This window comes from Opitutus sp. (assembly GCA_024998815.1).
Classification (GTDB): domain Bacteria; phylum Verrucomicrobiota; class Verrucomicrobiia; order Opitutales; family Opitutaceae; genus Rariglobus.
Genome location: JACEUQ010000003.1, coordinates 484,371 through 507,586, shown reverse-complemented (window position 1 = coordinate 507,586; position 23,216 = coordinate 484,371). Strand labels below are relative to the sequence as shown.

Below are 23,216 nucleotides of genomic sequence, written 5' to 3'. Positions count from 1 at the left end.
TGTGCTTACGATGAGTGTGCTCGCGAAGCGTGTGGCCTTGAGCGTGAGCTCAAGGATTCCGTAAAACCTCAACTTGAACGCTAATGAGTATAAGCAACGACGCGCTCAATCCACCGCGCCCCCCCGCCACCACCGCTTTTTCGCCTCTCCCGCTTTTTTAGCACCTGTTTTTTCGATCCCGATCCCACCTTCCGTATGACCTTCGATTACGCCGCATTTGCTGACGCATTCCCCCTATTTTTCCCGATCGCCGCGGGTGTGTTTGGCGCGATTGTCGGCAGCTTTCTCAACGTCGTGATTTACCGGGTTCCCTTGGATAAATCCATCGTCACGCCCGGTTCGCACTGCGCCTGCGGCACGCCCATTCAGTGGCGCGATAACATTCCGGTGGCCAGCTGGTTTCTGCTGCGAGGCAAAGCACGCTGCTGCGGCCGCGCATATTCGTTTCGTTACGCCTTTGTCGAGCTGCTCACCGCCGCGCTTTTTGCCACCAGCTGGCTGATGTTTCCGCCGGCCAAGGCGCTGTGCGGCATGCTCTTTGTTGCCTGCCTGATCTGCGCGCTGTTCATCGACCTCGATCACATGATCATCCCCGACACCTTCACGATCGGACTCGGTGTAGTCGGCGTGGTGCTGTCGGTATTCGTGCCCGCGCTACATGGGCAAAACGACGGCATTTTTGTCGTTAACGCGCTGCACTCCGGCCTGATCTCGCTTCAAGGCCTGCTCATCGGCTCCGGGCTGGTACTCTGGATCGCACTGGTCGCGGAGGCATTGCTACGCAAGGAGGCGATGGGCTTCGGCGACGTGAAATTCGTGGGAGCGATCGGTGCGTTCACCGGCTGGCAAGGTGCCGTGTTCGCAATTTTTGGTGGCGCGGTGATCGGCACGATCTGGATCGGCCTGGCGATGCTCTGGAAGAAATGTTTCGGCGACAAAGTGACGGTCGCCCCACGCGCCGAGACTGCGGAAGGCGAGGCCGCCGAGCTCGGCATGGGCGTGCAAATTCCCTTCGGCCCTATGCTGGCCATCGCCGGACTGCTCCACTTCTTCTACTTCACGACCTGGATGAACGAGTACTTTGCCGAACTCGCCGCGATCGTGCAGTGAGTGGGTTGAGCTTGGAGCTTGGAGCTTGGAGCTTGGAGCTTGGAGCTTGGAGCTCACAGCTAACAGCTCACAGCTCATAGCTCCAAGCTCACAGCTCCTAGCTCCAAGCTCACAGCTCCAAGCTCACAGCTCCTAGCTCCAAGCTCACAGCTCCAAGCTCACAGCTCCTAGCTCCAAGCTCACAGCTCCTAGCTCACAGCTCCTAGCTCCAAGCTCACAGCTCCTAGCTCACAGCTCCTAGCTCATCCCCGGCGACCGGCGCAATTTTTGGTAATTTTTACGCAGGCGGCTGTTTTTCGTCGTCCCCCGCCCCAGGCCTATGGCTAATTGTCGCCATGGCTACGCCCGCGTTTACTTACCAAGATCCGTTCCCGCTCGGCCCCGACGACACCGAATATCGCCTCCTCTCCAAAGAAGGCGTCTCGACCACGACCTTCGAGGGTCGCGAGATCCTCAAGATCGAACCCGAGGTGTTGGCGTACGTCGCCCAACAGGCCATGCGCGACACCTCGTTTTTACTCCGGCCCAAGCACCTCGCCCAGGTCGCCGCCATTTTGGACGACCCCGAGGCCTCGGCCAACGACCGCTACGTCGCCACCACGTTGCTCAAAAACGCCGAGATCGCCGCCGAGGGCATTTTGCCGTTCTGCCAAGACACCGGCACCGCCACCGTCGTCGCCAAAAAAGGCCAGCAGGTCTGGACTGGCGCCAACGACGCCGAGTTCATCTCCAAGGGCATCTACGAGTGCTACACCCAGGAAAACCTGCGCTATTCGCAAACCGCGCCGCTCGACATGTTCACCGAGGTTAACACCGGCACCAACCTGCCGGCGCAGATCGACCTCTACGCCACCGAAGGCGCCGACTACAAATTCCTCTTTGTCGCCAAGGGCGGCGGCTCGGCCAACAAGACCTTCCTGTTCCAGGAAACCAAGGCGCTGCTCAACCCCAAGGGCCTCGAAAAGTTCGTCACCGACAAACTCTCCTACCTCGGCACGTCGGCCTGCCCGCCCTACCACCTTGCGCTTGTCATCGGCGGCACCAGCGCCGAGGCCTGCCTCAAAACCGTAAAACTCGCCTCGGCCAAATACCTCGACCACCTGCCCACCTCGGGCAACACCGAGGGCCGCGCGTTCCGCTGCCTTGAGACCGAAAAACTCGTCCTCAAAATCGCCCAGCAAAGTGGCATCGGCGCGCAGTTCGGCGGCAAGTATTTCGCCCTCGACGTGCGCGTGATCCGCCTGCCCCGCCACGGTGCGAGTTGCCCGGTGGGCTTGGGCGTTTCCTGCTCAGCCGACCGCAACATCAAGGCCAAGATCAACAAGGACGGCATCTGGCTGGAAAAGATGGAAACCAACCCCGGCCGCTTCATCCCCGCGGCCCAGCGCACCCTCAAGGACGACAAGGTGGTGCGCATCGACCTGAACCAGCCGATGTCCGCCATCCTCGCCGAATTGGGCAAACACCCGGTGACGACGCGCGTGTTGCTCACCGGCCCGCTGGTGGTGGCGCGCGACATCGCCCACGCCAAGCTCAAGGAGCGCGTCGACGCCGGCCAGGGGCTGCCCGATTATTTCAAAAACCACCCGGTTTATTACGCCGGTCCGGCCAAAACGCCGAAAGGTTACGCCAGCGGCAGTTTCGGCCCGACCACGGCCGGCCGGATGGACAGCTATGTTGACCTATTCCAGTCGCTCGGTGGCTCGATGGTGATGCTGGCCAAAGGCAACCGCAGCCCGGCGGTGACCGCTGCCTGCAAAGCGCACGGCGGATTCTATCTCGGCAGCATCGGCGGCCCGGCGGCGATCTTGGCCAAGGAGAACATCAAAAAAGTCGAGGTGTTGGAGTACCCCGAGCTAGGCATGGAAGCGGTGTGGAAGATCGAAGTGGTGGATTTCCCGGCGTTCATTTTGGTGGACGCCAAGGGCAACGACTTCTTCGCCAGTGGCTGCGGCGCGTGCCTACCGGGCGGCGTCACCGCAGCGGCCGATAAAGCCAAAGCGTAATGTCAACGAAGTGAGGCGGGGGCGAACCTCTGGGACGGCAACGCGTAGCCTCTGGGCCCCCCGCCTCCCGTGGCCTTGAGCGTGAGCTCAAGGATACTCGCGTCGCGGCGTGCGCCCAGCCACCACCCACCCCCGCCCCACCGACTCGCACCTCAACCGTCGCCCGGTCGCAGCATATGCGCCGGATCCAGCGCGGCATCGAGCGATGGCGCCGACATCAATCCTTTCGCCAGCACCACCTCACGCAACGTCTTGCCGGTGACCAGCGCCTCCTTAGCCACCGACGCCGCCGCATCGTAACCGATGTACGGGTTGAGCGCGGTCACGAGCATCAGCGAACGCGCCACCAACTCCCGGCAGCGCGCCTCGTCCACTTCGAGTCCCGCCACACACGCTCCGGCAAACTGGCGGGCCGCCGACGACAGCACCTGAATCGCCTCGTGCAAGGCATAGGCGACGAGGGGAATCGTGGCGTTGAGTTCGAGTTGCCCATCGCGTCCGCAGACCACCACCATCTGACACAGTCCCTGCGTATAGATGCAGCTCTGCACCAACATCTCGCACATCACCGGATTTACCTTACCCGGCATGATCGAGGAGCCCGGCTGCGTGGCCGGCAGGCGCAGTTCCCCCAATCCGCTACGCGGCCCCGACCCGAGCAGTCGGATGTCGTTGGCAATCTTGGTCAGGCTGCCGGCGATCGTCGCTAGGTGTCCGGCGACCTCCACGGCGTCGTCGCGTGCCGACTGCGCCTCGAAGTGATCGCGCGCCTCAACGAAAGCGATTCCGGTCTCCTCCTTCAAGATGCGCACCACCTTGCCGGCAAACTCAGGGTGCCCGTTGATACCCGTGCCCACGGCCGTGCCCCCCACAGCCAACTCGCGCAACGCGGCGATCGCTTTGTCGGTGCGCTCGACCGATTTTTCGATTTGCCGGACATAACCCGAAAACTCCTGGCCGAGCCTGACCGGAGTGGCGTCCATGAGGTGCGTACGCCCGATCTTGATAACCGAGGCGAAGGCCCCCGCCCGGTTCGCCAGCGATGCATGCAGGTGCAGCAACGCCGGCCTCAACGCCTGCGCCAACCCCAGCGCCACGCTTAAGTGCAGGGCGGTAGGAATGATGTCGTTGGACGACTGGCCGAGGTTGACGTCGTCGTTGGGGTGGACGGGTTTTCGCGACCCAACGGGCATCCCGGCGAGCTGGCTCACCCGGTTGGCGATCACCTCGTTGACGTTCATGTTCGTCGAGGTCCCCGAACCGGTCTGGAAAACGTCGACGGGGAAGTGGGCGTTAAGTTTGCCATCGGCCACCTCACGCGCGGCTTGCTGGATCATCCCGCTCTTGGCGGCGGAAAGGCGCCCGAGCTCCTCGTTGGCGCGCGCGCAGGCGCTCTTCACCCGACCCAGTCCACAGATAAACCCAGCGGGCATGGGGCGGCCGCTGATCGGAAAATTGAGCACCGCGCGCTGCGTTGAGGCACCATAAAGGGCATCCTCGGGTAGGCTCATCGCCCCCATCGAATCGGTTTCAGTTCTCATCGGAGAAGATAACCTGAACCGACCCTTAACGCAAAAGCCGCCCGCACTTCTAGAGCAAAGAAACAACGGCGCCGGCGGGAGCCGGAGAACGTTCAACACTCAACATTGAACATTCAACCGCCCACACCACCCCCCTCTGCACTCCGAGTTGAACGTTGGATGTTCAATGTTGGATGTTGAACGTTCTCCGCCCTCCTCCCTCCGCAATCATTCTCGTTCTCCGACTCCTACTCATTCTCGATTCCGAAAACACCCTGAGCTCACGCTCAGGGCCACGCACCGTGCGGCTTAAAACTTGAGCGTAAGCCGGTCACCACCCATGCCGATGCGGCTCAGGCCATCGTAAGCCGGTTCATCGCCCAACGGCCTCGCCAGAACCTCGCGGGCATAACCTGAATTTAACCGGTGCGCTTCGGTGGAATTATCCGCCAGCACCAGACTCGCGAGAATACGCCCCCGGCGCACCTCGCGTGGCGAGGTCGGTGTCGCGCGGCTCGCGCCCACCTCAGCCCTTATCTGCGCAAACTTAGCGGAGAGTCCCTCGTTTTCGAAACCGGTGTCGAAGCCCTGCCCGGACTCCGCCGTGGCGGCGACCTCAAACGCGACAGGCGACAACTCGACTCCACTCACAGGCGAAGCGGTTAACTCGCGCACCACGCCCGGCGCCGCCGCCAAGGTTAAGCCAACTTCGGCAGCGGGGTCAGCCGGTGCAACTGTGGCGACCACCGCTACCGCCGACACCGCTGCCGACTCCTGCGTAAGCGCAACCTCGGATTTAGGAGAAACCCCAGAGGCAAGGCCGGCCCCAACGTCAGCCAGCGGTTCAGACACAGGCGCCGCGACCGACTGCTGAGCCACCACAGCCGGCACCTCGGGTGCGCGTTGCGGCAGCAAGATGGTGGCGGTTGCAACCCTGACCTCGGCCCGTGCCGCCGGCGCGACGACGGCGGCGTGCGGATGGTCTTCGCGCACCACGACAAAACTTAGCACCAGCACAGCGGCGGCCCCCAGTGGCAGTTGCACCGTCCACCGCGACAGTGCGCGCGTGGCCAGCGGAAGACGAAGCGCCACCCACCACGGGCGTTTTTCTACGATCGCCGCTAATTGTTTAGCGCGCAGATCCTGCTCGAAGCGGGCCCAGAACTCGGGCTCGGGCCTTTCGGCGCGTTTGAGCCGCAACAATTCCCCGAGGCTTACTTTGCCGGATTCGCTGGGTTCAGGTGTAGTCATATTTATTGGACGTAGGCGTGGAGCTCCGCCTGTAAAAACTGTTTCGCGTAATGCAGCCGCGACCGCACGGTTCCCACCGAGCAGTGCATGATGGCGCCGATTTCCTCATGACTGAGGCCGTCGATTTCGAATAAAGTGACCACGGTTCTGTGGGGGATAGACAATTTCATCATCGCTTCGTTCAATTTCTCCTGAAGCTCGCCCACAAACACCTCACGCGGCACATCCTTTTTATCAGTCAACTGGCTGAGCACCTCTGCCACGGCCGGGTCCTCTTGGATTTTGTCGAAGCTGAAAAACGAGCGGAGTTTATTGCGCCGGATGTGGCTGAGCGCCCCGTTCAAGGCGATGCGATACAGCCAGGTGTAGAAGGCCGACTGCCCCTGAAAGCGGTGGATGGACTGAAACGCCTTGATGAAGGCATCCTGGGCGAGATCGGCTGCATCCTCGCGGTTGGAGGTCATGTGATAAACCATCGCATACACGCGTTCGCGGTATTTGAGGATGAGTTGATCAAAGGCCGCCACATCGCCGGCCTGCACCTGCTGCACCACCGTCCAATCCCACGCAGCCTCGATCTGCCGCTCCGGCGACGCCACCAGCGTCTTGGTGAGCAGTTTGGCGGCGGGATTCATAGGCGAATGGCGGCTAACTTAACGCGAAGTTAACCCCTAGATTTTGGCCGGCACCTGCAAACTTAGCACTTGGGAACGCAGCGTGTCGCAGAGTTGCAACAACAAGGGCACCGGGGCCAACGCGGCATGCGGGGCGAGCGCCGCCTCCGCCTTGGCCAACTCCGCCTCAACCTCGGCGGCAACCGCGGCAAACACGCCCAGTTCACCCATTTGGCGGAGGCGCGCCGGCAGGTCGGCCTCACGCCGGCGCAAAATTTCGTCGACCAAGACGGCGCGCTCATCGGCCGCCAAGCGGTCCAACAACACGAGCAGCGGCAGGGTGACTTTTCCGCTCTGCAAATCGGTGCCGAGGGTTTTGCCGATGCTCTTTTCCTGACCAAAGAAATCCGCCAGGTCGTCGTAAATTTGGTAAGCGCTACCGAGGTGACGGCCGAAATGGCTGGCCGCCTCGACAAAAGGCGTAGGAAAACCACCCAACTTGCCACCGAGAAAGCACGAAATGCGGAACAGCTCGGCGGTCTTCAAATCGATCACCCTGAAGTAATCCTCCCGCGTGATGTTGGTGGTGCCACGCCGCAGGGTTTGCACGATCTCGCCAGCGCAGACTTTGCGCGTCGAGTCCGACACCGCGTGGCACACCTCGGTGGTGGGAAACTGCGAGGCCAGATGCAATGCATGGGCAAAAAGCGCATCGCCCAACAACACCGCCGCCTCCGGTCCGTATTGGCGCGCGGCAGTCCGCCGACTGCGGCGCATATCGGCTCCATCCATGATGTCGTCGTGGACCAGCGTGGCCAAATGCACGAGCTCAACCACCGCGGCAACCCGCACCAGCTCGGGCGACGGCTGATCGGAGCCGTTCCAGCCGCTCAAAAACACCAAGGCAGGGCGGATCCGCTTGCCCGAGGTATCGATGCAGTAATCGGCCATCTCGCGGATCTCCGGCTCAAACGCCGCGACCTCGCCGCGCAAATAAACATCCAAGGTGCGCATCTGCGGCTTGAGGCGGGCAAAGACCGTGGCGAAATCCTGCGTGGTGGATTGGGCGGGAGAATTAAGATTCGAGGCGGACATTTTCACCGCCCACGCTACGACTCGACGCCCGCTTGGCTAATCAATAACTCATTCGATTCAATGAACGACGACCCCATCCTGCTTGCCCTGCTGATCGCCGCCGGCGGTTATACCCTGAATCTGTGGCGACAGGATTACCGTGCGCAGCAAGCCGGCCAACCCAACCCGCGCCCCCTACCTGGGGCCACCGCGGCGCCTTTACGGGCGAACATCATCGCCGCCGCCGGCGCGCTTTTGATCCTCGCTGCCGAAACTTGGGGCGAGATCCACCTCGGCCTGAGTGAACAGCAGTCCAAGATCACTGTGTTATTCGGAGCCTACACGCTGATCGCCGCCTTTTTGGAGGAGCTAATGTTTCGCGGCTTTTTAGTGATCGAGGGAAAAGGCCACGTCCGCCTATGGGCGGGAATCGGGGGGGCGTCGGTGGTCTTTGCAGGGATACACCCGTTTTTATGGAGCTGGGAAGCCGACACCTTCGCATGGACCTTTACGGCAAAAGGGTGGTTCAGCACCGCCGTGGTTTTTATCAGCTCGCTCTGGTTTTATAGTGTGCGCTTCGCCGGCTTTAATCCGCAGCGCTCGCTGATCCCGTGTATCGTAGCCCACGCGACCAAGAATATCGGCGTTATTATAATCAAAGCCGCCGGCGGCTTCGTTGTTGGCTGGTGGTAAAAAAAAGGGCCCTCCTGCGAAGGAGGGCCCAAAAACAGAATAGATTATAACAAATGGCTACTTGGCCTTGGGTTTCTTAGTTTGCTCCTTAAGCGCGCCCTGAATTTCAGCGTCTTGCCTAGCCTTGCGCATGGCATCAGCCTCGGCGTACAACCGCTTTTCCTCATCACTGGCCTGATAGCGAACACCCTGAATATCCCGATCCGTTATATTAAGTTCGTTGAGCTGAGTCTTGGTTGCAATACTAGTATAGGTGGTCTTGCTAGGCTCCAGAATGGTGGCGGTAATAAATATTATAAGATTCGTATCAATCTTCCGAGCGGCCGTAGATTTAAATAACCACCCCAACACCGGAATATCACCCAAGAAGGGCACCTTGCTCGCTGCGTTATTATCATTCGAATCCATCAAACCGCCAATGGCTGCCGTCTGCCCATCCCGCAAAATCATATTCAACGACCCCTTCCGCGTATCCACATCGAAAAACTTCTGACCGCCAAAATCGCCTGCGACGGCATTGGCCTTGCTTTTTTCGGTCTCCAACTTAAGTGAAACCAATTTACTACTAGTGATTTGCGGCGTCACATCCAACTTCACACCTTCAAAAATCTTCTCACCTGCCGCAAAAGTTACCGTGGGTGTGCCACCGCCGGTAGGAGCCGTTTGCGTTGCAGTTACAGTCTGACGGTTCGTACCGACCGTAATCTCGGACTTGCTCCCATTTATCGCAACAATGGTGGGACTTGAAATTAGCCGAGCCCCCGTGAGTGTATCCACAGCTGATAAAAAAGCGGTATAATCAGACCCACTCAAAACCGCATTAAACGTTCCTGTCCCGACTGCTGAGGTGCTAATTCCCCCGATCCCCTGACCAAGAGTATTCAACCCGCCATCAGCCTTAGAAGAACCTTGCCCAATGTTTTTCTTTCCGGCCAATTTCACTCCGAGGTCCTTACTCTGGTCTTTTTGTAGCTCAATAAACTTGGTCTCAATGACCACTTGGCGCGGCTCCGAATCCAAGCGCTTTACGGTATCAATGATGCGCTTAACCACCGCCGATTTATCCGTAATAATCAACTCGTTAGCTAATGAGTTCAAGACAATGGTCCCACCGGCAACCCCAGGAGCCGTAGCCGTGGCTGCTTGGGCGGGCGACAGATTGGATTTAACCAAGGGCTCAATGCTGCCCGCGGCTACATTATCCAAAATCACACTTTGGGTAACAAACGGCTCCTGCGCCAGCATGTCCAAGCTGACAATTTTAATGATATTACCATCCTCCGCAAAACTATAGCCAACGGGAGATAGTACGACTTGGAAAATCTGGCGCCAAGTAACCTCATGCAACTTCAGCGAGGTGCGACCCTGCAGCGTGTCGGGCACCACCAGGTTCAACTCGTAGAGATCCGCAATGTTGCGCAGGATAACACGGATTTCCTCGTCGGGAAAATCTACGTCCGACGTATCCTTACTTCGCGTGGCCGTCACCGGTGCGACAACGGCGGCTGGTACAGCAGCGACTGCTGGTGCGACGGCAGCGGCCAGTACAACAACGGGGGCTGTTGCGGTAACGACGACTGGCACCGCATCAGGGACTGGCACCGCAACGATTGCTGGTGCAGCAACAGGGGCAGCCGCATCAACGGCGGCTGGCACTGCCTCTTGGGCCACGACCGGAATGATAACCGACAAGGTAGCCAATAATGTTAAATGTGTTCTCATGGCTTTTTGACTGGGGATTTAATTGGCCGGGTTATTTCTTCGTTCTTAAGGCGGAGCGTAAAACTAGTGCGGTCGATGCCACTGACTTCCAACTCATAAGCGTTCCCGTCGGAATTGACCGCTAAACGATCACCGACCTTGAGCCTTTTTTTACCGACCAGCAAAAATGTCCGGTCGCCTAATTGCATCATGCCGGAGGCCACCACCCCTTCGGCCATCCGCTTAAGCAATTCACGATCACTCACTAACACCGGTGCCACAGACTGAGATGAAGCCTTCTCCGGCTCAGCGTTGGGCGCTGAAGGCTGAATCGGGTCAAACGGATTCATCGCAGCAAGCGTCTCTTCTGAGGCGTCAAAGGCTTTGCTAGTGAGTAAATCACGGGCGAGTATCAAGGACTCGGTACGTTTTTGCGGCGGCAAGAGGTCTGAGACCGGATCGGCCAATAGTCCAATCGGCACCAAAATCACCATAAAGAGGATTGCAGGCGGCTTCATTGGATTCCGAGCAAATCTAAATCAAGATTGAGTGTAACGCTTGAGCCCGAACTAAGAACCGAAGCGGAATTGATCCGACAAAAATAGGCACCTTGCTCCAAACAACGCAGATACGTGATGATTTGATGAAAACTACCCTGCACGCTGACACTATAACTCAGCGGAATATAGGAACCACCAGCCCCTTGTTTAGCAGCTGCTGCAGCAGCAGGCCGACCGGTCGGGTTAAGATTGAGGTATTTAATCCCAACATCGGACTCCAGTTTATAAAAATACTGCAAGTTAAGCGGCAGGCTTTCCGCGCGAAATGCGCGTTTAGCAATCGCTACCTTAGCTTGGGCAAGAAAATTAACCTGCTGCTGCAACTGACTGGAGTTGGCTATATTCGCCCTGTATAGGCTGCTTTCAGTCTGAAACCTCTCCAATTCAGCCTGCTGTTCAATGAGCGCATCCGCTCGATAGAAGCATATCGCTGTCAAAGGAATGCAAATGAGCACCGCAGTGGAAAGGACGGGGTATCGCCTTAAAGCACCCAACACAACTTGTGTATCAAATTTCATTTGCCGCCCCCTCCCTTTTTAGCGGTGCCGCCTTTAAACTTAAGACCGAATTCGAACTTCATCCGCCCTGCCCCGGCATCTCGGGCAACACTTGTCAGGGTAATCACATCAAATAATCCAGACATAACCTTATCCTTCCGAAGAACATCAAGGTAAGTATAAACGAGGCCACTGGCCTCTTCGGCAGCCCCAGTTATATCCCCGCGGAGCACCACACCCGTCGACTTATAATCAATAGAGTTAAGCCGAATATTGGGGGGGATAATTGCCCCGAGGTGCAAAACAAAATCCGAAACCACCAGTTTCCCGGAGTCCACAAATTGCTGTAAGCCTGTAATAGCCTTTTCATGCTCCTTGAATTTCCCAAATAGCTCAACGGCTTGACGACTGGCAACCTTGGTGTTCGCTACTTCGGTTTCAGCCGCAGCGGTCTCCGCGAGTAGCGAGCGCAGGGCAACCTCCCGGTAGCCCACATATACAGCCAAGCTAAGCGCCATCAAAACGGCGGCGCCGTTTATGAAAAAGATGGTGCGGACCGGCTTAATGTCAGGCAGACGTTCCGCGACCCTAAAGTCCGGATGCCAGGAAGGTGTAGCCGCCTCCGATGATTTGTTACTTGGTTTTTTCAGAAGCTGAAGAATGACCGGCGTTATTACGAACCATCAAACCCAAAAGCCCCATACGGCGAATATCTTGTGACGCTGGAACCAAGTGATCTGCCAGCGTAATGGACCGTGCGGTCAACCACGCCGGAATATCTGGCTTAAAAACGGTAACACCTAGATCCGCTGCTATTGCAACTTCCAGCCACGCCAATTTAGGCGGCAGCACCGTGCACGCCACCTGACTGATCGATTGGCCCGTCTGCACCTCGTAAAATCCTATTGAGGACTGCAATTCCTTGATCACCTTTTTGATCAAAACAGAACCCATCCCCGTAAAATCAAATGCATTCGACAGGAAGAGCTTACGTGCGGCAGCCTCATCCTTCAGCCCGAGTTCCTTTTGAACTAAGGGTATCATCGAATCCAGCCCTTGGGCGATGGGCCGTGCAGCCTCCAGTCCACCAGCGGAAACAATGTAGGAGTTCGTCGACTGAGATTCCACCTCTAGCATCAGGACCGGGGTTTTAATACCGGCAAAATTCAAGTAATCAATCATGGCCCCCACGCTGGCCACGCTGCCTAATTCCATCGCCTCTGGGTATACTCCTGCTTCGATAAGACCATCCTGCAAAACCCCACGCTCTGAGTTGGGTAAACCGCAGATGACCATGTCTTTCTCCACCGACTTAACCATGTCGTAATCCGTGCCGCGTGAGGGGCTCAAGGCGGCAAGTGCGTACTGTTCCGGCTCAATTCGTAATTGCTGAACCGTGAGCTCGTTTAAGTAGGTTGGCTCCTTGAGTCGCTTTGGCTCTACGGTAACCCGCCGCACCACCCTACGTGGCGTTGTAATACCGCAGACGGCATGCATATAGCCACTGGGTGCCTTGGCCGGATTTATCGTGCTAATCGCCTCGGCGAGTGCCACAGGATCGCCTGCGGTACATTCGATCAGGTCCTCAACCAAAAACGGGGAAACTGAACTGGAAGTGCGAGCCAAGAGGACCGAGTTCACCCCCGAGTCGACAAAGAAGCCTTTAGATTTCGCTGAGAAAAACATGCGATCAGGGGTGGAGCGCGAAAGGGTGAGTCTGAAAAGGTAAAATGCAGGCGGGCAAAATTGATTAACTCAAACACCGAAGCGCTAGGTTAATCTTTGGGGACGCGGACTCTCGGAGTCCGACTCATTGAGTTCAAGGCTTTTTATCGGCCGTCCAAATCCACCCAGTGAACCCGCGCAGAGCATCACCGGCATAAGCTCCACCAAGAAAAAACCCGCTGCCGGGTTACGGAGCGGGTTAATGACGGGATCAAAAAGCAGCAGAAGCTTACTTCTGCCAAGTGCGCTTCTTGTGGCGATTGGACTTCAAGCGCTTTTTGCGCTTGTGCTTGTTCATCTGCAGACGGCGTTTCTTTTTGAGGTTACCCATGTGGTGTCAGGTTTGGATTGAAAGTAAGGTGTAGAAACCGATCGAGAAACAGCCTGCGCCGCCGCATGTAAAGCTCAATCTGCCCCCATCGCTTTTACCGGCACCACCAACCGCAGCGCGGTGAGCACCAATGCGCAGCGTATCTGCCCCACCCCCAGCCCGGTTAAACGCGCCACCGCCTGCCGGTAAATCTCCAACTGGCCCGCATAGCGCCCCACCGTTTTCTCAACTCCTCCCGCATCCAGCCGGTCGGTCTTAAAATCGTAAATCGTCGCCTCAACCGCCCGCCCCGCCGAATCACGTTTGACCACCACACGGTCGAAAATCCCCGTGATCCACGCTCCGTCGAGTACCACTTCAAACGCGCGCTCACGCCAAACTTCGGCGCCAGGATAACAGGTAAAGACCTCCGCCACTGCCGCAGACTCCAAGCAGCCCCTCGCTTCGGCCACAACCGCCTCCCCCCACCCGGTCGCCTGCCAGGCCGCCAACACTTCGGGCGAAACCCCGCCCCACTCCACCGCCGCCAGCGCCGCATGCACCTCTGTGCCGAAACTCGCCGCCACCGCAGTCAACTCGCCAAACAGCACCGCACCGCTCACCACACCGGCCTTGGTGCCCGAGGGCGTGCGCGCCGCATGGCGAACCACCGGCTCCGCCGTCACCAGCACGTCAATACCACTTTTAACCGGTTTTTCGGCCACGCCCTCCGAGGCAATCGCGCTGGCCTCAAACCAGTCGGCGGCCCCTTCGGCATACGCTCCCGCCCCGCGCCACTTGCCCACGCCGATGTCGCCGCCCACGCCGGCGGTGCCGAGCGTTTCCGCCAGCAACCGGGGGAAATTATCCGACTTCGATTTTCCACTCACCGGCTTGGTGATGAGATAAAGCGCCCGTTTAGCGCGCGTCATCGCCACATAAAACAGACACAGTTTTTCGTAGGCCGCCTCAGCCTCGGCTTCGGCCACGTGCGCGGCGAGCACCGGGTCGTGTTCATGAAACAATTTCGCCGGCAGATCCATCACCCACTCCACCGAGCGATCAGCGGCTCGCTGAATGGCCAAGCCTTCGCGCCGCCGTGTCGACAGGGAGTTGCCCTCCAAATCGGGCAACAGCACCACGTCAAAGCCGAGTCCCTTGGACTTGTGGATCGTCATCACCTGCACCACCGCAGCGGTCTCGGCATCACGCACCACATGCCGGCCCGCGAACTGCACAAACTCCGCCACGTCGCGGCTCCCGGTTTCATCAAACAATTGCGCCGCCGCCGCCAATTGCCGTGCTCGCTCCCGGCTAAAGCCATCGTCGGCCGCCAGCACCGCCTCGAGCCGGCGCAACCAGGCGTCCACCGTCCGGGCAAACCCCTCGGCGTGCACCTGACGCAGCAGCCCTTCCGTCAACGCTTCGGCACTTCCCCAGCCCGCAGCCTCGAGCGCCGCCGCCAGGGGCGACATGCGAACCTGTTCACGCGCCAAGCGGTCGCCGGGATGCGCCGCCGCTTGCAGCAGCGCCAGCACCACCGTCGTGAGCGGGTTATCCGTGCCTACGTGCAAATCCGAAGCCGCCACTGCGGCCATTCCGCCTTCACGCCGCAGGTAATCGGCCAGCCACGTCGCGGACTCGTTCGACTGCACCAACACCGCCACCGAGAGCCCGAGCTCCAGCGGTTTGATTTCGTCGAGTAACTGCAAAACTAGCGCCGCCCGCGCCTCGTCGTTCTCGCCGTGCAACCAGGCGACCTGTCCGGCCAACTGCGGCCGCGCACTTTCGTGGTCGCGCCATTCGCTGGTCCAGCGCTGCGCCGTGGGGCCGGGCACGCGGGCGACCAGCGCCTCGGCGTCACCAAAAACCCGATTCACGGCCGACACGATAACCGGCCCCGAGCGCCACGATTGGTCGAGCCGCCCCTCGGCGAGGGTGCCTGGCGCTGCCTCGTTGTAGTGATTAAAAATCTCGCGAAACAGCCGCGGATCGCCCCCGCGCCAAGCGTAGATCGCCTGTTTCACGTCGCCCACGTAGAACAAGCTGCGGCGTGCCTCCGGGTCTTGCACGACCTCGTCGATCAGGTTGCGCAACACGCTCCATTGGCCACGGCTGGTGTCTTGAAATTCGTCGAGCAGCCAGTGGTCAAACTTCGCATCCAAGCGCCAGTCCACCGCCAGCCGCGCCTCCGCCAAATCATAGTCGGCTTCGCCGTCATCACGCGCCTCGACTCCACTCACCAGGCGCGGCGCACCCAGTTCAGGCATCAACAGCCGCTGCACATCGGCAAACGTCAATTTACCCGCCCTCCGCACCAGCTGGTGGTAAACGGTTTCGTAGCCGCGCAACACGGTGTGAATGCCCTGCGTCATCTCCAGCCGACGCTTCAACTCTCCGGCGAAAACCGTGCGCGTCAGCGCCACCAGCGCCGCGCACGGCTCGGCCAGCACGGCTTGTTTTTTCCGCTCAATGATCAGCTCGGCCGCGCCCTCGATTAACTCATCCCAGGCCTCGACCGCTTTTTCCAAAACATACAGCAGCGAGTCCGGCAGCATCGCGCCCGGTGACCAGGCTTCAAAGGCGGCGACAAAATCATCCCAGCGGGCGCGTTGCTTTTCATTGGCGCAAGCGCCCTCGGCCCAACGGCGCAACTCCTGGGCCGCACCTTTCGCGTCACCACCGCCCTCCAGCCACAACGAACCTTCCGGCCAGATGCGCGCCGCCTGCCCCCAGGCCGCGCCTTCCGGTGCGTCCAAATACAGATTCTGGTGCTGGTCGATGAAGTGATCCAACCGCGCCGCCAAGCGTTTCTCCTCCGCCCCAAACGTGGCCCGCTTAAACGCTTCGACGAACTCCCGCTGCGCGTCATCGAGTTCGCCGTTCGGCCGGGAAAACAGCTCGCGCAACACCCGCTGCCGCTCCCGCCGCGCCCCGTGCTCCTGCAAAATCTCAAACTCACCGCCAAGGCCCAGCTCCAGCGGAAACGCCCGCACCACCCGGCCGAAAAAACCATCCAGCGTGCCCAGCGCGAGCCGATGCATCGCCGCCGTCATCCCGCGCAACAACTTTAAAAAGTCCGCCGGCCCGAGCTGGGGTTCGCCGATCTCCGCCGCGATGCGCTTGGCCTCCGCAGCGTCACTGGCCGCGCGCGCCAGCTTGTTCAAAATCTCGTCGAAAAACTCGCCCGCCGCTTTGCGGGTAAACGTTAGCGCCACGATGCGCTCGGGCGGCGCGCCCCCGGCCAATAGCTGCACAAAGCGGTTGGTCAGCGCGTAGGTTTTACCCGAACCCGCCGAAGCGAGGATCATCTGGTGCGTAAGTGATTTCATAAGCCGCCCTCCGCTTCCGGAGTGGCATGGGCGTCCCGCCCATGATCCTCAACCCCACGGGCGGGACGCCCGTGCCACTCCGAACCCGCGCCCTCCGCACTCCATTCAACACTCGCCTCGGCGCCGTTAAAAAACAGCCCCGCAAAATCATCCCACTCTGCCTGCACGTCCTCAGACGGCGGCCAGAACGTCCGCGCTTGCACCGCCTCCACAACGCCCTCCGCGCAGCGCCGCGCCGCCGCTTGCAGCTCGCCGTCGTAGCCGCCCCACACCGCGATCCCCGTTTCTCCCGAAGCTTTCGGCAGGTTAAAATAACCGCAGCTCACCGCGTGACCAAACTCCTCCGCCACCGCCTCCAGGTAGAGCGGAAGTTGCAGGTCGATCCAGACCGACTCCTTGCCGTCCGCAGTCACAAAACGCGCGTACTCCGGCAGCGCCGCCACGTCCTCGCTGCGCTTGAGCGAGCGGATGTGCGCGTCGGCCGGGTTCACCGGCTGATCCGAGGTTTTGTAGTCGAGCACGCGCACCGCTCCGGTGAGCTCGTTGCGGTCGATGCGGTCGATTTTTCCGCGCACCGGCAGGCCGCCCAGGTTGATTTCAAATTTCATCTCGGTGCGCTCGATCACCCAGCCTTCGGCGCGCTGCTGTGCCTGAATTTCAGCGACCTTGGCCAGCCGTTGACGAGCCGACTCCAACTGCACCACGAGGGGTAAAATCGGCTTGGCTCCGTAACGCTCGCGGGCGCTGCGCTCCAATTCGCCCAGCAAAAACCCGCGTAACACGCCGGCGTCCGTGCAGTCGCGCACCGGCGACTCAGGCTGGCCCATCGCCTCCAGCGCACCGTGGCAAAGGTTGCCAAAATCCATCGCGTCGAGCTCCGCCTTGTGCGGATCGACCGCCGCCATTTTCAGCCCGTGTTTTAAATAAAAGCGGAACGGGCATTTAAGGTGATCGCGAAACGCCGTGACCGAAAGTTTTTCGATTTTGGCGTCGGTGCGCGGCGCGAGTTTCCAGGCGCGCCGCCACGCCGGGGCAGGCCGTGCCGCCGCCACCGGGCTGAACAAAAACCGCACGCGCTCGGGCAGATCGGCATCGGCGCATTGCAGCAGCAATCGCGAGGGCCGCAACGGGTCGCCCGCCGCCGAGGTTTTGCCCACCAACAGATCGAGCCGCCCGCGTCCGTCAGCGCGGGCCGCCGCCAGCGCGTGCAACAAATAGGCGTCACGGGCGAAGCGCGCCGCGTTGGTTTTAAGCCCAAGGCGGGCGCGCAGCGACTCCGGCAAAAAGGGATCGCCCACCACCGCGTCGGGCACGCAGCCGTCGTTAAAACCGGCCACGATCAGGTGCGGCACGTCGTCCCAAAGCAGCTCCAGCCAACCCTGCAACTCGACGGCGCCGGCGGGCTTTTCGTCGAAACGCTGACTGTCGCCGAACGCGCGCAGTGCCAGGTCCCAGACCTCGGATGAGGCCAGCCCTGGGAAGCGTTTCACCGCTGCTTCCAGCTCGGCCAGCACCTCGCCCCAGCCCTGTGCCGCCTCGACCGCGAGTGCGTCCTCGGGCACCTCGATGTTGAAACGGCGGTTTTTAAAAATCTCGGTGAGCACGCGGCGCACATTGGCGGGGAATTCACCGGCGCGCAGCGTGGTGCGCAGGCGCGAAACCGCAGTGAGAGCGGACAGCAGCGCGGTTCGTTGCGCGAGGCGAAGCGGGTCGACGGGGGCGTTTTCCGCCAAGGTGCGGGCGGCGGACAGCGTCGCCGGCAAGTGCTCGGTGTGCAGGTCGTCGAGCGATGACAAGAGTTGCGAGGGCGAGCCGCCCAACCAGGTCAACACATCGGGGCAACGCAGCAGCGCCGCCACCGCAGCGAAGGACGGCTCCTCGCCGACCAACTCGCCCAACGCGGTGAGCAGCGTGTGCAACGCCGAGGAGCGCAGCGGCCGCCCCTCGGGGTTGAAGGCGGGCACGCCGGCTCGGGCGAGGCCGTTTTCCAACGACGGCAACACCTCGGCATCGGCCACACCCACGCCAAGGCGACCGCCGGGAGTTTCGCCGTAACCACTCGCGCAGTCGACGATCAGCTCAGCCTGCGCGGACGGGTCCGCGCAAAGCCGCACGCGTTGCTCAAAATCCGGCCAGGCCAGCGGCTGTGTTGCCCAAAAAGTGGGGTTCGGGTGGCCCCACGTGTCGAAACTGTCCGCCGAGTCGCCCGCCGCGAGCACCACCACCGGCAAGCCGGCTTCGGCGTAGGCGCCGAGCACGCGCACGGCCAGTGGCAACGGGTCGGGTGAACCGGCGAGCACGATGCGGCGAATGCCCACCGGCGAAATCGGCTCGGCGGCGAAGGCGATTTTCGCCGCTTGCGGATCGCACAGCCCGCGCGCCGCTAGGACGGCATCACAGGAGGCCTCCAGTTCACCCAGTTGCACCCAGCGGTCGGCCTCGGGAAAAGCCTCGCCGGCGCGCGTCACCACATCGCCCATACGCAGGCCGCTCTCGGCCAGGGTGGCCTGCAGGCGGACAAACTCGCGCGCCAGCCGCGAGGCCCAGGCAAAGGAGCGGGCCGGTGGATCGACGGGAAACACCGCGCGCAAGGCGGTAAGATCGGCGGAGCGCAGCACCTCGGTCCAGGCCAATAAAAATTCGGCGCGCGAGGCGACGGTGGTGCCGGCCGGCGCGGCGCTGGCGACCAGTTGCTCCGGCATGAGGACGCGCGGCGGAAAAACGGCTTGGTTGCGCGCGGCGGCGTGGGTGGCGAGCGCTTCGCGCAAGCGGCGACCGGCCTGGCGAGTGGGAACGACCACGAGTTGGTCGGATAGATCAAGTGCGGCGGCACCGGACCAGTCGGCGGCTAAAAAGGCGACGACGGCCGACACCAGCGGTTGGTTCCAAGGCAGAACGTGAAGGCGAGGTGAAGGCATCCGGAAAGAAGCGGCAGTTACACGCGGTTTCACAGGCACAGACAACCCCAGATGTGGAGAGCACTTGAAGTGTTAATTAATGCACTTGGCGCGGCGGGCTGCTTCGCAGGCTTTACACGCGCGACAGGTGAACTCACCTTCCGCCGCATAACCCAGCCATGAAAGGCTGAAGCGAAATCACGCCACCATGAGCCGCCCCCAAGACCCGCTGATTTCCGTCATCGTGCCCTGCTATAACGAGGAGGAGGCGCTGCCGATTTTGTTCCAGCGCCTGGAGGCGGCGATGCGCAGCTGGCCCGGCCGCCACGAGGTGATTTGCATCGACGACGGCTCAAACGACCGCACGTGGGCGCTTATCCAGTCCCAGGCTGCGGCCCTGCCGCACTGGCGCGGCCACGCGTTCTCGCGGAATTTCGGCCACCAGGCGGCGGTGTCCGCCGGTTTGGCCAAGGCCCGAGGTGACGCAGCCGTGGTGATCGACGCCGACCTGCAAGATCCGCCCGAGGAGCTGGTGCGCTTTATCAACGAGTGGCAGGCGGGCTACGACGTGGTTTACGGGGTGCGCGAGAGCCGCGACGACCCCGCCCTGAAACAGGCGCTCGCGTGGCTGTTTTATCGGATTATGGAGAAACTCGCCTCCATTCACATCCCACCCGACTCGGGAGATTTCGCGCTGTTTGACCGCAAGGTCGTGGACATCATCACGCGCCTGCCCGAACGCAGCCGTTACTTGCGCGGCCTGCGCTCGTGGGTCGGGTTCCGCCAAAAAGCGCTGGTGTTTAAGCGCCACGCCCGCGCCGCCGGTCAAGCGCACTACACGCTGCGCGCCTCTTTGCAGCTGGCCCTCGACGGCGTGTTTTCATTTTCCACCGTGCCGCTGCGCCTGGCCACCTACCTGGGCTTTGGCCTGTGCGGAATCGCGCTCGGCTTGGCAGGGACGAGCCTGCTACTCCGGCACTGGCCCGGCGCCCTAGCGCCGCTTGGACTGGGTCCAGAAGCGCTGCCCTCCTCACTGGCGCTTGCGGTGGCGCTTTTCAGCGGCGTGCAGCTGGTCTGCATGGGCATTCTCGGCGAATACTTGGGCCGCATTTACGACGAAGTAAAAGCCCGCCCGACCTGGATTATCGCCCGCTCCGCCGAAGACCCGCATTAACCGCCCCCCCGCAGGAAGCCTCGCCCCGCTTGCCACCACCCAACCACCGTGGGGCGAGGTGAAAAAACCGTCAAACTCCCGTACCCAACAGGCAACAGCCGCCCCGCCCCATTCACCGTTAACCCTGCAGCTTCTTTGACGCCCAATGAGTTAGGCTACCACTAGGGCCCAATGGCCCCAGCCCGCTGGGGCCGATTTTGCTATCGCAGCCGCCGCGCAGTTACGACCATTGTGACCGCATCGGTTATGCCCCCCCTGCTGAACACACCCTCATTTTTCGGACTCAGGCGCCCCCACGCGACCCCGGGAGCGAGTCGTTTTAACGCGCATCGGTGCAGTGCGCGGCGCGGGTTCACCTTGGTGGAAGCCATCGTGGCGACGATGGTTTTTATGGTGGTTATCCTTGGCGTCTATTCCGCCATCACCAAGGCCTACCAAATCAGCCAGCTCACCCGCTATAACGACCAAGCGCGCGCCGTGTTGCTCAGTTATATCGACCAGTTTCAACGCCTGGAAACTGCGGACAACAACTTGGTCAGGCCCTTTTTCACTCCCGCCCTGCCCACCGGATCGGGAATGGATAACTTGAACCGGCTGAACGACTCTGCCGCCAACGCCGCTGCGGTCGTCACCGCCACGAGTGGAGCCTATATAGAAGTGACCCTTGGCGATGGCGGCGGCGTTTCGCCCATCACCGCCCGCGTCACCCGCTCGATTTATCCAGTGGATGTCGCCACCGGAGCCCTTCTGGCGACCACCACAGCGACCACCACCTACTACAAACAGCCCGGCTACTCGTTGGTGGGTATTTTCACCATTTCCTACACGCTGCCCTCGGGTAAAACCTACACCCAGCGCCTGTCTACCTCTCGATCTATTCCCTGATTCCATCCCGTGAACGCTTCCACCCTACGCGCCAAAACCAAGGGGTTCACCCTGGCCGAAATCATGATCGCCTCGACCATCGGCTTGGTCGTGCTCGCGGCGATCGCGCAGACTTTTGTGGTGACCTTCCGCATCATCCACAAAAACCAGGTCATCACCAAAGCACTCACCAACACCCGCTTGGTGCAAGAACACCTCACCCACGAGCTGTCCACGGCGATCAGCAAAACCTCTCTGCCCAACCCGACTCGGCCCGTCATGTCGGGCACCGCGGCTTCCTTCAGCTACGCCGATCCCCACACCGGCACCACCGTCAGCTACGACTATTTCCCGCAAATCACCTACCGTGTTCCAATCGGCTCGGTCGCCACACCGGCAGGGGACACCTCCAGCAGTAGCACCAGTATCGTTATTACCCAGCAGGGCGACATGCTGGTCGAAGCGGGCGATTACCTCATCGTCAACGACCCCAACTCAGGCAGCCTGCTCAAAATCACCGCAGTTAGCGGCTTGGTCGGTGCAGCAGGCAACCTCACCTTGAGCCTAGACCAGAGTATCGCCACTGCCCAAGCCGCCCAAGGGACCACCCTGAAAGACCTAACCACGAGCACCACGCTAACCATACAGCGGCAGCGCCGCTACGATGTCGTGCTCGGCAGTGACGGGCTTTATGAGTTGCGCTGGTACGGTAGCACTTCGAGCACCACCTACGCCGTACTTTCAAAAAACGTAAACCCCGACACCTACCAGTTGTTTGCCAAGGTGGATTCCACGACGCCCACGGCCTCCGTCACGGATTTGCCGGAGACGGCGGTCAAATGGCGGCTCTCCTACCTAGCTTCGGCCGAGGAACGTGCGCCGGTGATCGCGGGAGGCAGTGCGAGTTATTATCAAACCAATTATTCCGAGGGCCTGATTATGCCCAAGTCGGGTAACCCGATGGGCACATCCTCCTACACCGCCACCCCATTAACCGCCTATTCAGGCCTTTATACGACGACCCTGGGCACTACGACGGCGGGCACCACCACAGCCGGCACCACCACGGCCGGCACTACGACGGCGGGCACCACCACCGCTGGCACCACCACCGCCGGTACCACCACCAAGGGCACCACCACGGCTGGCACCACCACCGCCGGCACCACTACGGCCGGCACCACCACGGCCGGCACCACCACCAAGGCCACCACCACCAAAGGTACCACCACGGCTGGCACCACCACGGCTGGCACCACCACCAAGGGTTCCACCACCACCGCAGGTACCACCACCAAGGGTACTACTACGGCGGGCACCACCACCAAGGCCACCACCACCAAAGCCACCACCACCAAAGGTACCACCACGGCCGGCACCACCACCAAGGGTTCCACCACCACTGCGGGCACCACCACCAAAGCGACCACCACCGCCGGCACCACCACCAAGGCCACCACCACCAAAGCCACCACCACCAAAGGTACCACCACGGCCGGCACCACCACCAAGGGTTCCACCACCACTGCGGGCACCACCACCAAAGCGACCACCACCGCCGGCACCACCACCAAGGGCACCACCACCGCTGCCACCACCACCAAAGGTACCACCACGGCCGGCACCACCACCAAGGGTTCCACCACCACCGCAGGTACCACCACCGCCGCCACCACTACGGCTGGCACCACCACCAAGGCCACCACCACCGCTGCCACCACCACCAAAGGCACCACCACTGCGGGGACCACCACTGCTGGCACCACCACTGCTGGCACCACCACCAAGGGCACAACGACAGCGGGGACCACCACCAAGGGCACCACCACCATGGGTACCACCACCATTAGTTTTGACGGTTGATCCATGCCCCTCCCAGCACCTCACC

General features: G+C 61.0%; 18 protein-coding genes. 6 read left to right on the top strand and 12 right to left on the bottom strand.

What is annotated here, in order from left to right; genetic code table 11:
• Positions 1 to 195: 195 nt before the first annotated feature.
• Positions 196 to 1,110: a prepilin peptidase gene (locus H2170_17225; GenBank protein ID MCS6301813.1), complete on the top strand. Its 915-nt coding sequence runs from the start codon at positions 196 to 198 to the stop codon at positions 1,108 to 1,110.
• A gap of 335 nt (positions 1,111 to 1,445) precedes the next feature.
• Complete coding sequence (locus H2170_17220) at positions 1,446 to 3,116, top strand: fumarate hydratase (GenBank protein MCS6301812.1); 1,671 nt, start codon at positions 1,446 to 1,448, stop codon at positions 3,114 to 3,116.
• Positions 3,117 to 3,268: 152 nt separating this feature from the next.
• Here the strand turns inward: H2170_17220 and H2170_17215 are convergent, their stop codons facing one another.
• The 4 genes from H2170_17215 to H2170_17200 all read right to left on the bottom strand — a co-directional run bounded on the left by H2170_17215 (position 3,269) and on the right by H2170_17200 (position 7,596).
• Positions 3,269 to 4,657 carry a class II fumarate hydratase gene (locus H2170_17215; protein MCS6301811.1) on the bottom strand — a complete coding sequence of 463 codons (1,389 nt, stop codon included), beginning with the start codon at positions 4,655 to 4,657 and terminating at the stop codon, positions 3,269 to 3,271.
• Positions 4,658 to 4,945: 288 nt separating this feature from the next.
• Complete coding sequence (locus tag H2170_17210; GenBank protein ID MCS6301810.1) at positions 4,946 to 5,887, bottom strand: hypothetical protein; 942 nt, start codon at positions 5,885 to 5,887, stop codon at positions 4,946 to 4,948.
• Between the two features lie 2 nt (positions 5,888 to 5,889).
• Positions 5,890 to 6,522, bottom strand: a complete 633-nt coding sequence (locus H2170_17205) for a sigma-70 family RNA polymerase sigma factor (protein ID MCS6301809.1) — start codon at positions 6,520 to 6,522, stop codon at positions 5,890 to 5,892.
• A 36-nt stretch (positions 6,523 to 6,558) separates the two neighbouring features.
• Positions 6,559 to 7,596, bottom strand: coding sequence for a polyprenyl synthetase family protein (locus tag H2170_17200; GenBank protein MCS6301808.1), 1,038 nt, complete (start codon positions 7,594 to 7,596; stop codon positions 6,559 to 6,561).
• A gap of 60 nt (positions 7,597 to 7,656) precedes the next feature.
• Between H2170_17200 and H2170_17195 the strand changes: the two genes are divergently transcribed.
• Positions 7,657 to 8,268 (top strand): CPBP family intramembrane metalloprotease, encoded by a 612-nt coding sequence (locus H2170_17195; protein ID MCS6301807.1) that lies wholly within the window; start codon positions 7,657 to 7,659, stop codon positions 8,266 to 8,268.
• Positions 8,269 to 8,325: 57 nt separating this feature from the next.
• On the opposite strand, the gene H2170_17190 is transcribed toward H2170_17195, so the two are convergent.
• The 8 genes from H2170_17190 to H2170_17155 form a co-directional block, all read right to left on the bottom strand.
• The gene (locus H2170_17190) at positions 8,326 to 9,990 is read right to left on the bottom strand and encodes a hypothetical protein (protein ID MCS6301806.1); all 1,665 of its coding nucleotides are present in this window, start codon (positions 9,988 to 9,990) and stop codon (positions 8,326 to 8,328) included.
• Entirely contained in the window at positions 9,987 to 10,487 is a 501-nt protein-coding gene (locus tag H2170_17185; GenBank protein ID MCS6301805.1) for a hypothetical protein, read from the bottom strand. The genes H2170_17190 and H2170_17185 overlap by 4 nt, the downstream gene beginning before the upstream one ends.
• Positions 10,484 to 11,047 (bottom strand): hypothetical protein, encoded by a 564-nt coding sequence (locus H2170_17180; protein MCS6301804.1) that lies wholly within the window; start codon positions 11,045 to 11,047, stop codon positions 10,484 to 10,486. Before H2170_17180 ends, H2170_17185 begins: the two co-directional genes overlap by 4 nt.
• Positions 11,044 to 11,544 (bottom strand): hypothetical protein, encoded by a 501-nt coding sequence (locus tag H2170_17175; protein MCS6301803.1) that lies wholly within the window; start codon positions 11,542 to 11,544, stop codon positions 11,044 to 11,046. The genes H2170_17180 and H2170_17175 overlap by 4 nt, the downstream gene beginning before the upstream one ends.
• A gap of 115 nt (positions 11,545 to 11,659) precedes the next feature.
• Positions 11,660 to 12,712, bottom strand: coding sequence for a hypothetical protein (locus tag H2170_17170; protein ID MCS6301802.1), 1,053 nt, complete (start codon positions 12,710 to 12,712; stop codon positions 11,660 to 11,662).
• Positions 12,713 to 12,980: 268 nt separating this feature from the next.
• Positions 12,981 to 13,082 (bottom strand): AURKAIP1/COX24 domain-containing protein, encoded by a 102-nt coding sequence (locus H2170_17165; GenBank protein ID MCS6301801.1) that lies wholly within the window; start codon positions 13,080 to 13,082, stop codon positions 12,981 to 12,983.
• A gap of 74 nt (positions 13,083 to 13,156) precedes the next feature.
• Positions 13,157 to 16,393: a UvrD-helicase domain-containing protein gene (locus H2170_17160; GenBank protein MCS6301800.1), complete on the bottom strand. Its 3,237-nt coding sequence runs from the start codon at positions 16,391 to 16,393 to the stop codon at positions 13,157 to 13,159.
• On the bottom strand, positions 16,390 to 19,311 hold the full coding sequence (locus tag H2170_17155) for a PD-(D/E)XK nuclease family protein (protein MCS6301799.1): 2,922 nt from the start codon (positions 19,309 to 19,311) through the stop codon (positions 16,390 to 16,392). Before H2170_17155 ends, H2170_17160 begins: the two co-directional genes overlap by 4 nt.
• Positions 19,312 to 19,498: 187 nt before the next feature.
• Between H2170_17155 and H2170_17150 the strand changes: the two genes are divergently transcribed.
• The 3 genes from H2170_17150 (at position 19,499) to H2170_17140 (ending at position 23,191) form a co-directional block, all read left to right on the top strand.
• Positions 19,499 to 20,464: a glycosyltransferase family 2 protein gene (locus tag H2170_17150; GenBank protein ID MCS6301798.1), complete on the top strand. Its 966-nt coding sequence runs from the start codon at positions 19,499 to 19,501 to the stop codon at positions 20,462 to 20,464.
• A 360-nt stretch (positions 20,465 to 20,824) separates the two neighbouring features.
• Positions 20,825 to 21,349: a hypothetical protein gene (locus H2170_17145; protein ID MCS6301797.1), complete on the top strand. Its 525-nt coding sequence runs from the start codon at positions 20,825 to 20,827 to the stop codon at positions 21,347 to 21,349.
• Positions 21,350 to 21,358: 9 nt separating this feature from the next.
• The gene (locus H2170_17140; protein ID MCS6301796.1) at positions 21,359 to 23,191 is read left to right on the top strand and encodes a prepilin-type N-terminal cleavage/methylation domain-containing protein; all 1,833 of its coding nucleotides are present in this window, start codon (positions 21,359 to 21,361) and stop codon (positions 23,189 to 23,191) included.
• Positions 23,192 to 23,216 lie beyond the last annotated feature (25 nt).

Coding starts and splice junctions, on each gene's coding strand:
- H2170_17225 (MCS6301813.1), top strand. CDS start 196: ATGACCTTCGATTACGCCGCATTTGCTGACGCATTCCCCCTATTTTTC.
- H2170_17220 (MCS6301812.1), top strand. CDS start 1,446: ATGGCTACGCCCGCGTTTACTTACCAAGATCCGTTCCCGCTCGGCCCC.
- H2170_17215 (MCS6301811.1), bottom strand. CDS start 4,657: ATGAGAACTGAAACCGATTCGATGGGGGCGATGAGCCTACCCGAGGAT.
- H2170_17210 (MCS6301810.1), bottom strand. CDS start 5,887: ATGACTACACCTGAACCCAGCGAATCCGGCAAAGTAAGCCTCGGGGAA.
- H2170_17205 (MCS6301809.1), bottom strand. CDS start 6,522: ATGAATCCCGCCGCCAAACTGCTCACCAAGACGCTGGTGGCGTCGCCG.
- H2170_17200 (MCS6301808.1), bottom strand. CDS start 7,596: ATGTCCGCCTCGAATCTTAATTCTCCCGCCCAATCCACCACGCAGGAT.
- H2170_17195 (MCS6301807.1), top strand. CDS start 7,657: ATGAACGACGACCCCATCCTGCTTGCCCTGCTGATCGCCGCCGGCGGT.
- H2170_17190 (MCS6301806.1), bottom strand. CDS start 9,990: ATGAGAACACATTTAACATTATTGGCTACCTTGTCGGTTATCATTCCG.
- H2170_17185 (MCS6301805.1), bottom strand. CDS start 10,487: ATGAAGCCGCCTGCAATCCTCTTTATGGTGATTTTGGTGCCGATTGGA.
- H2170_17180 (MCS6301804.1), bottom strand. CDS start 11,047: ATGAAATTTGATACACAAGTTGTGTTGGGTGCTTTAAGGCGATACCCC.
- H2170_17175 (MCS6301803.1), bottom strand. CDS start 11,544: ATGGCGCTTAGCTTGGCTGTATATGTGGGCTACCGGGAGGTTGCCCTG.
- H2170_17170 (MCS6301802.1), bottom strand. CDS start 12,712: ATGTTTTTCTCAGCGAAATCTAAAGGCTTCTTTGTCGACTCGGGGGTG.
- H2170_17165 (MCS6301801.1), bottom strand. CDS start 13,082: ATGGGTAACCTCAAAAAGAAACGCCGTCTGCAGATGAACAAGCACAAG.
- H2170_17160 (MCS6301800.1), bottom strand. CDS start 16,393: ATGAAATCACTTACGCACCAGATGATCCTCGCTTCGGCGGGTTCGGGT.
- H2170_17155 (MCS6301799.1), bottom strand. CDS start 19,311: ATGCCTTCACCTCGCCTTCACGTTCTGCCTTGGAACCAACCGCTGGTG.
- H2170_17150 (MCS6301798.1), top strand. CDS start 19,499: ATGAGCCGCCCCCAAGACCCGCTGATTTCCGTCATCGTGCCCTGCTAT.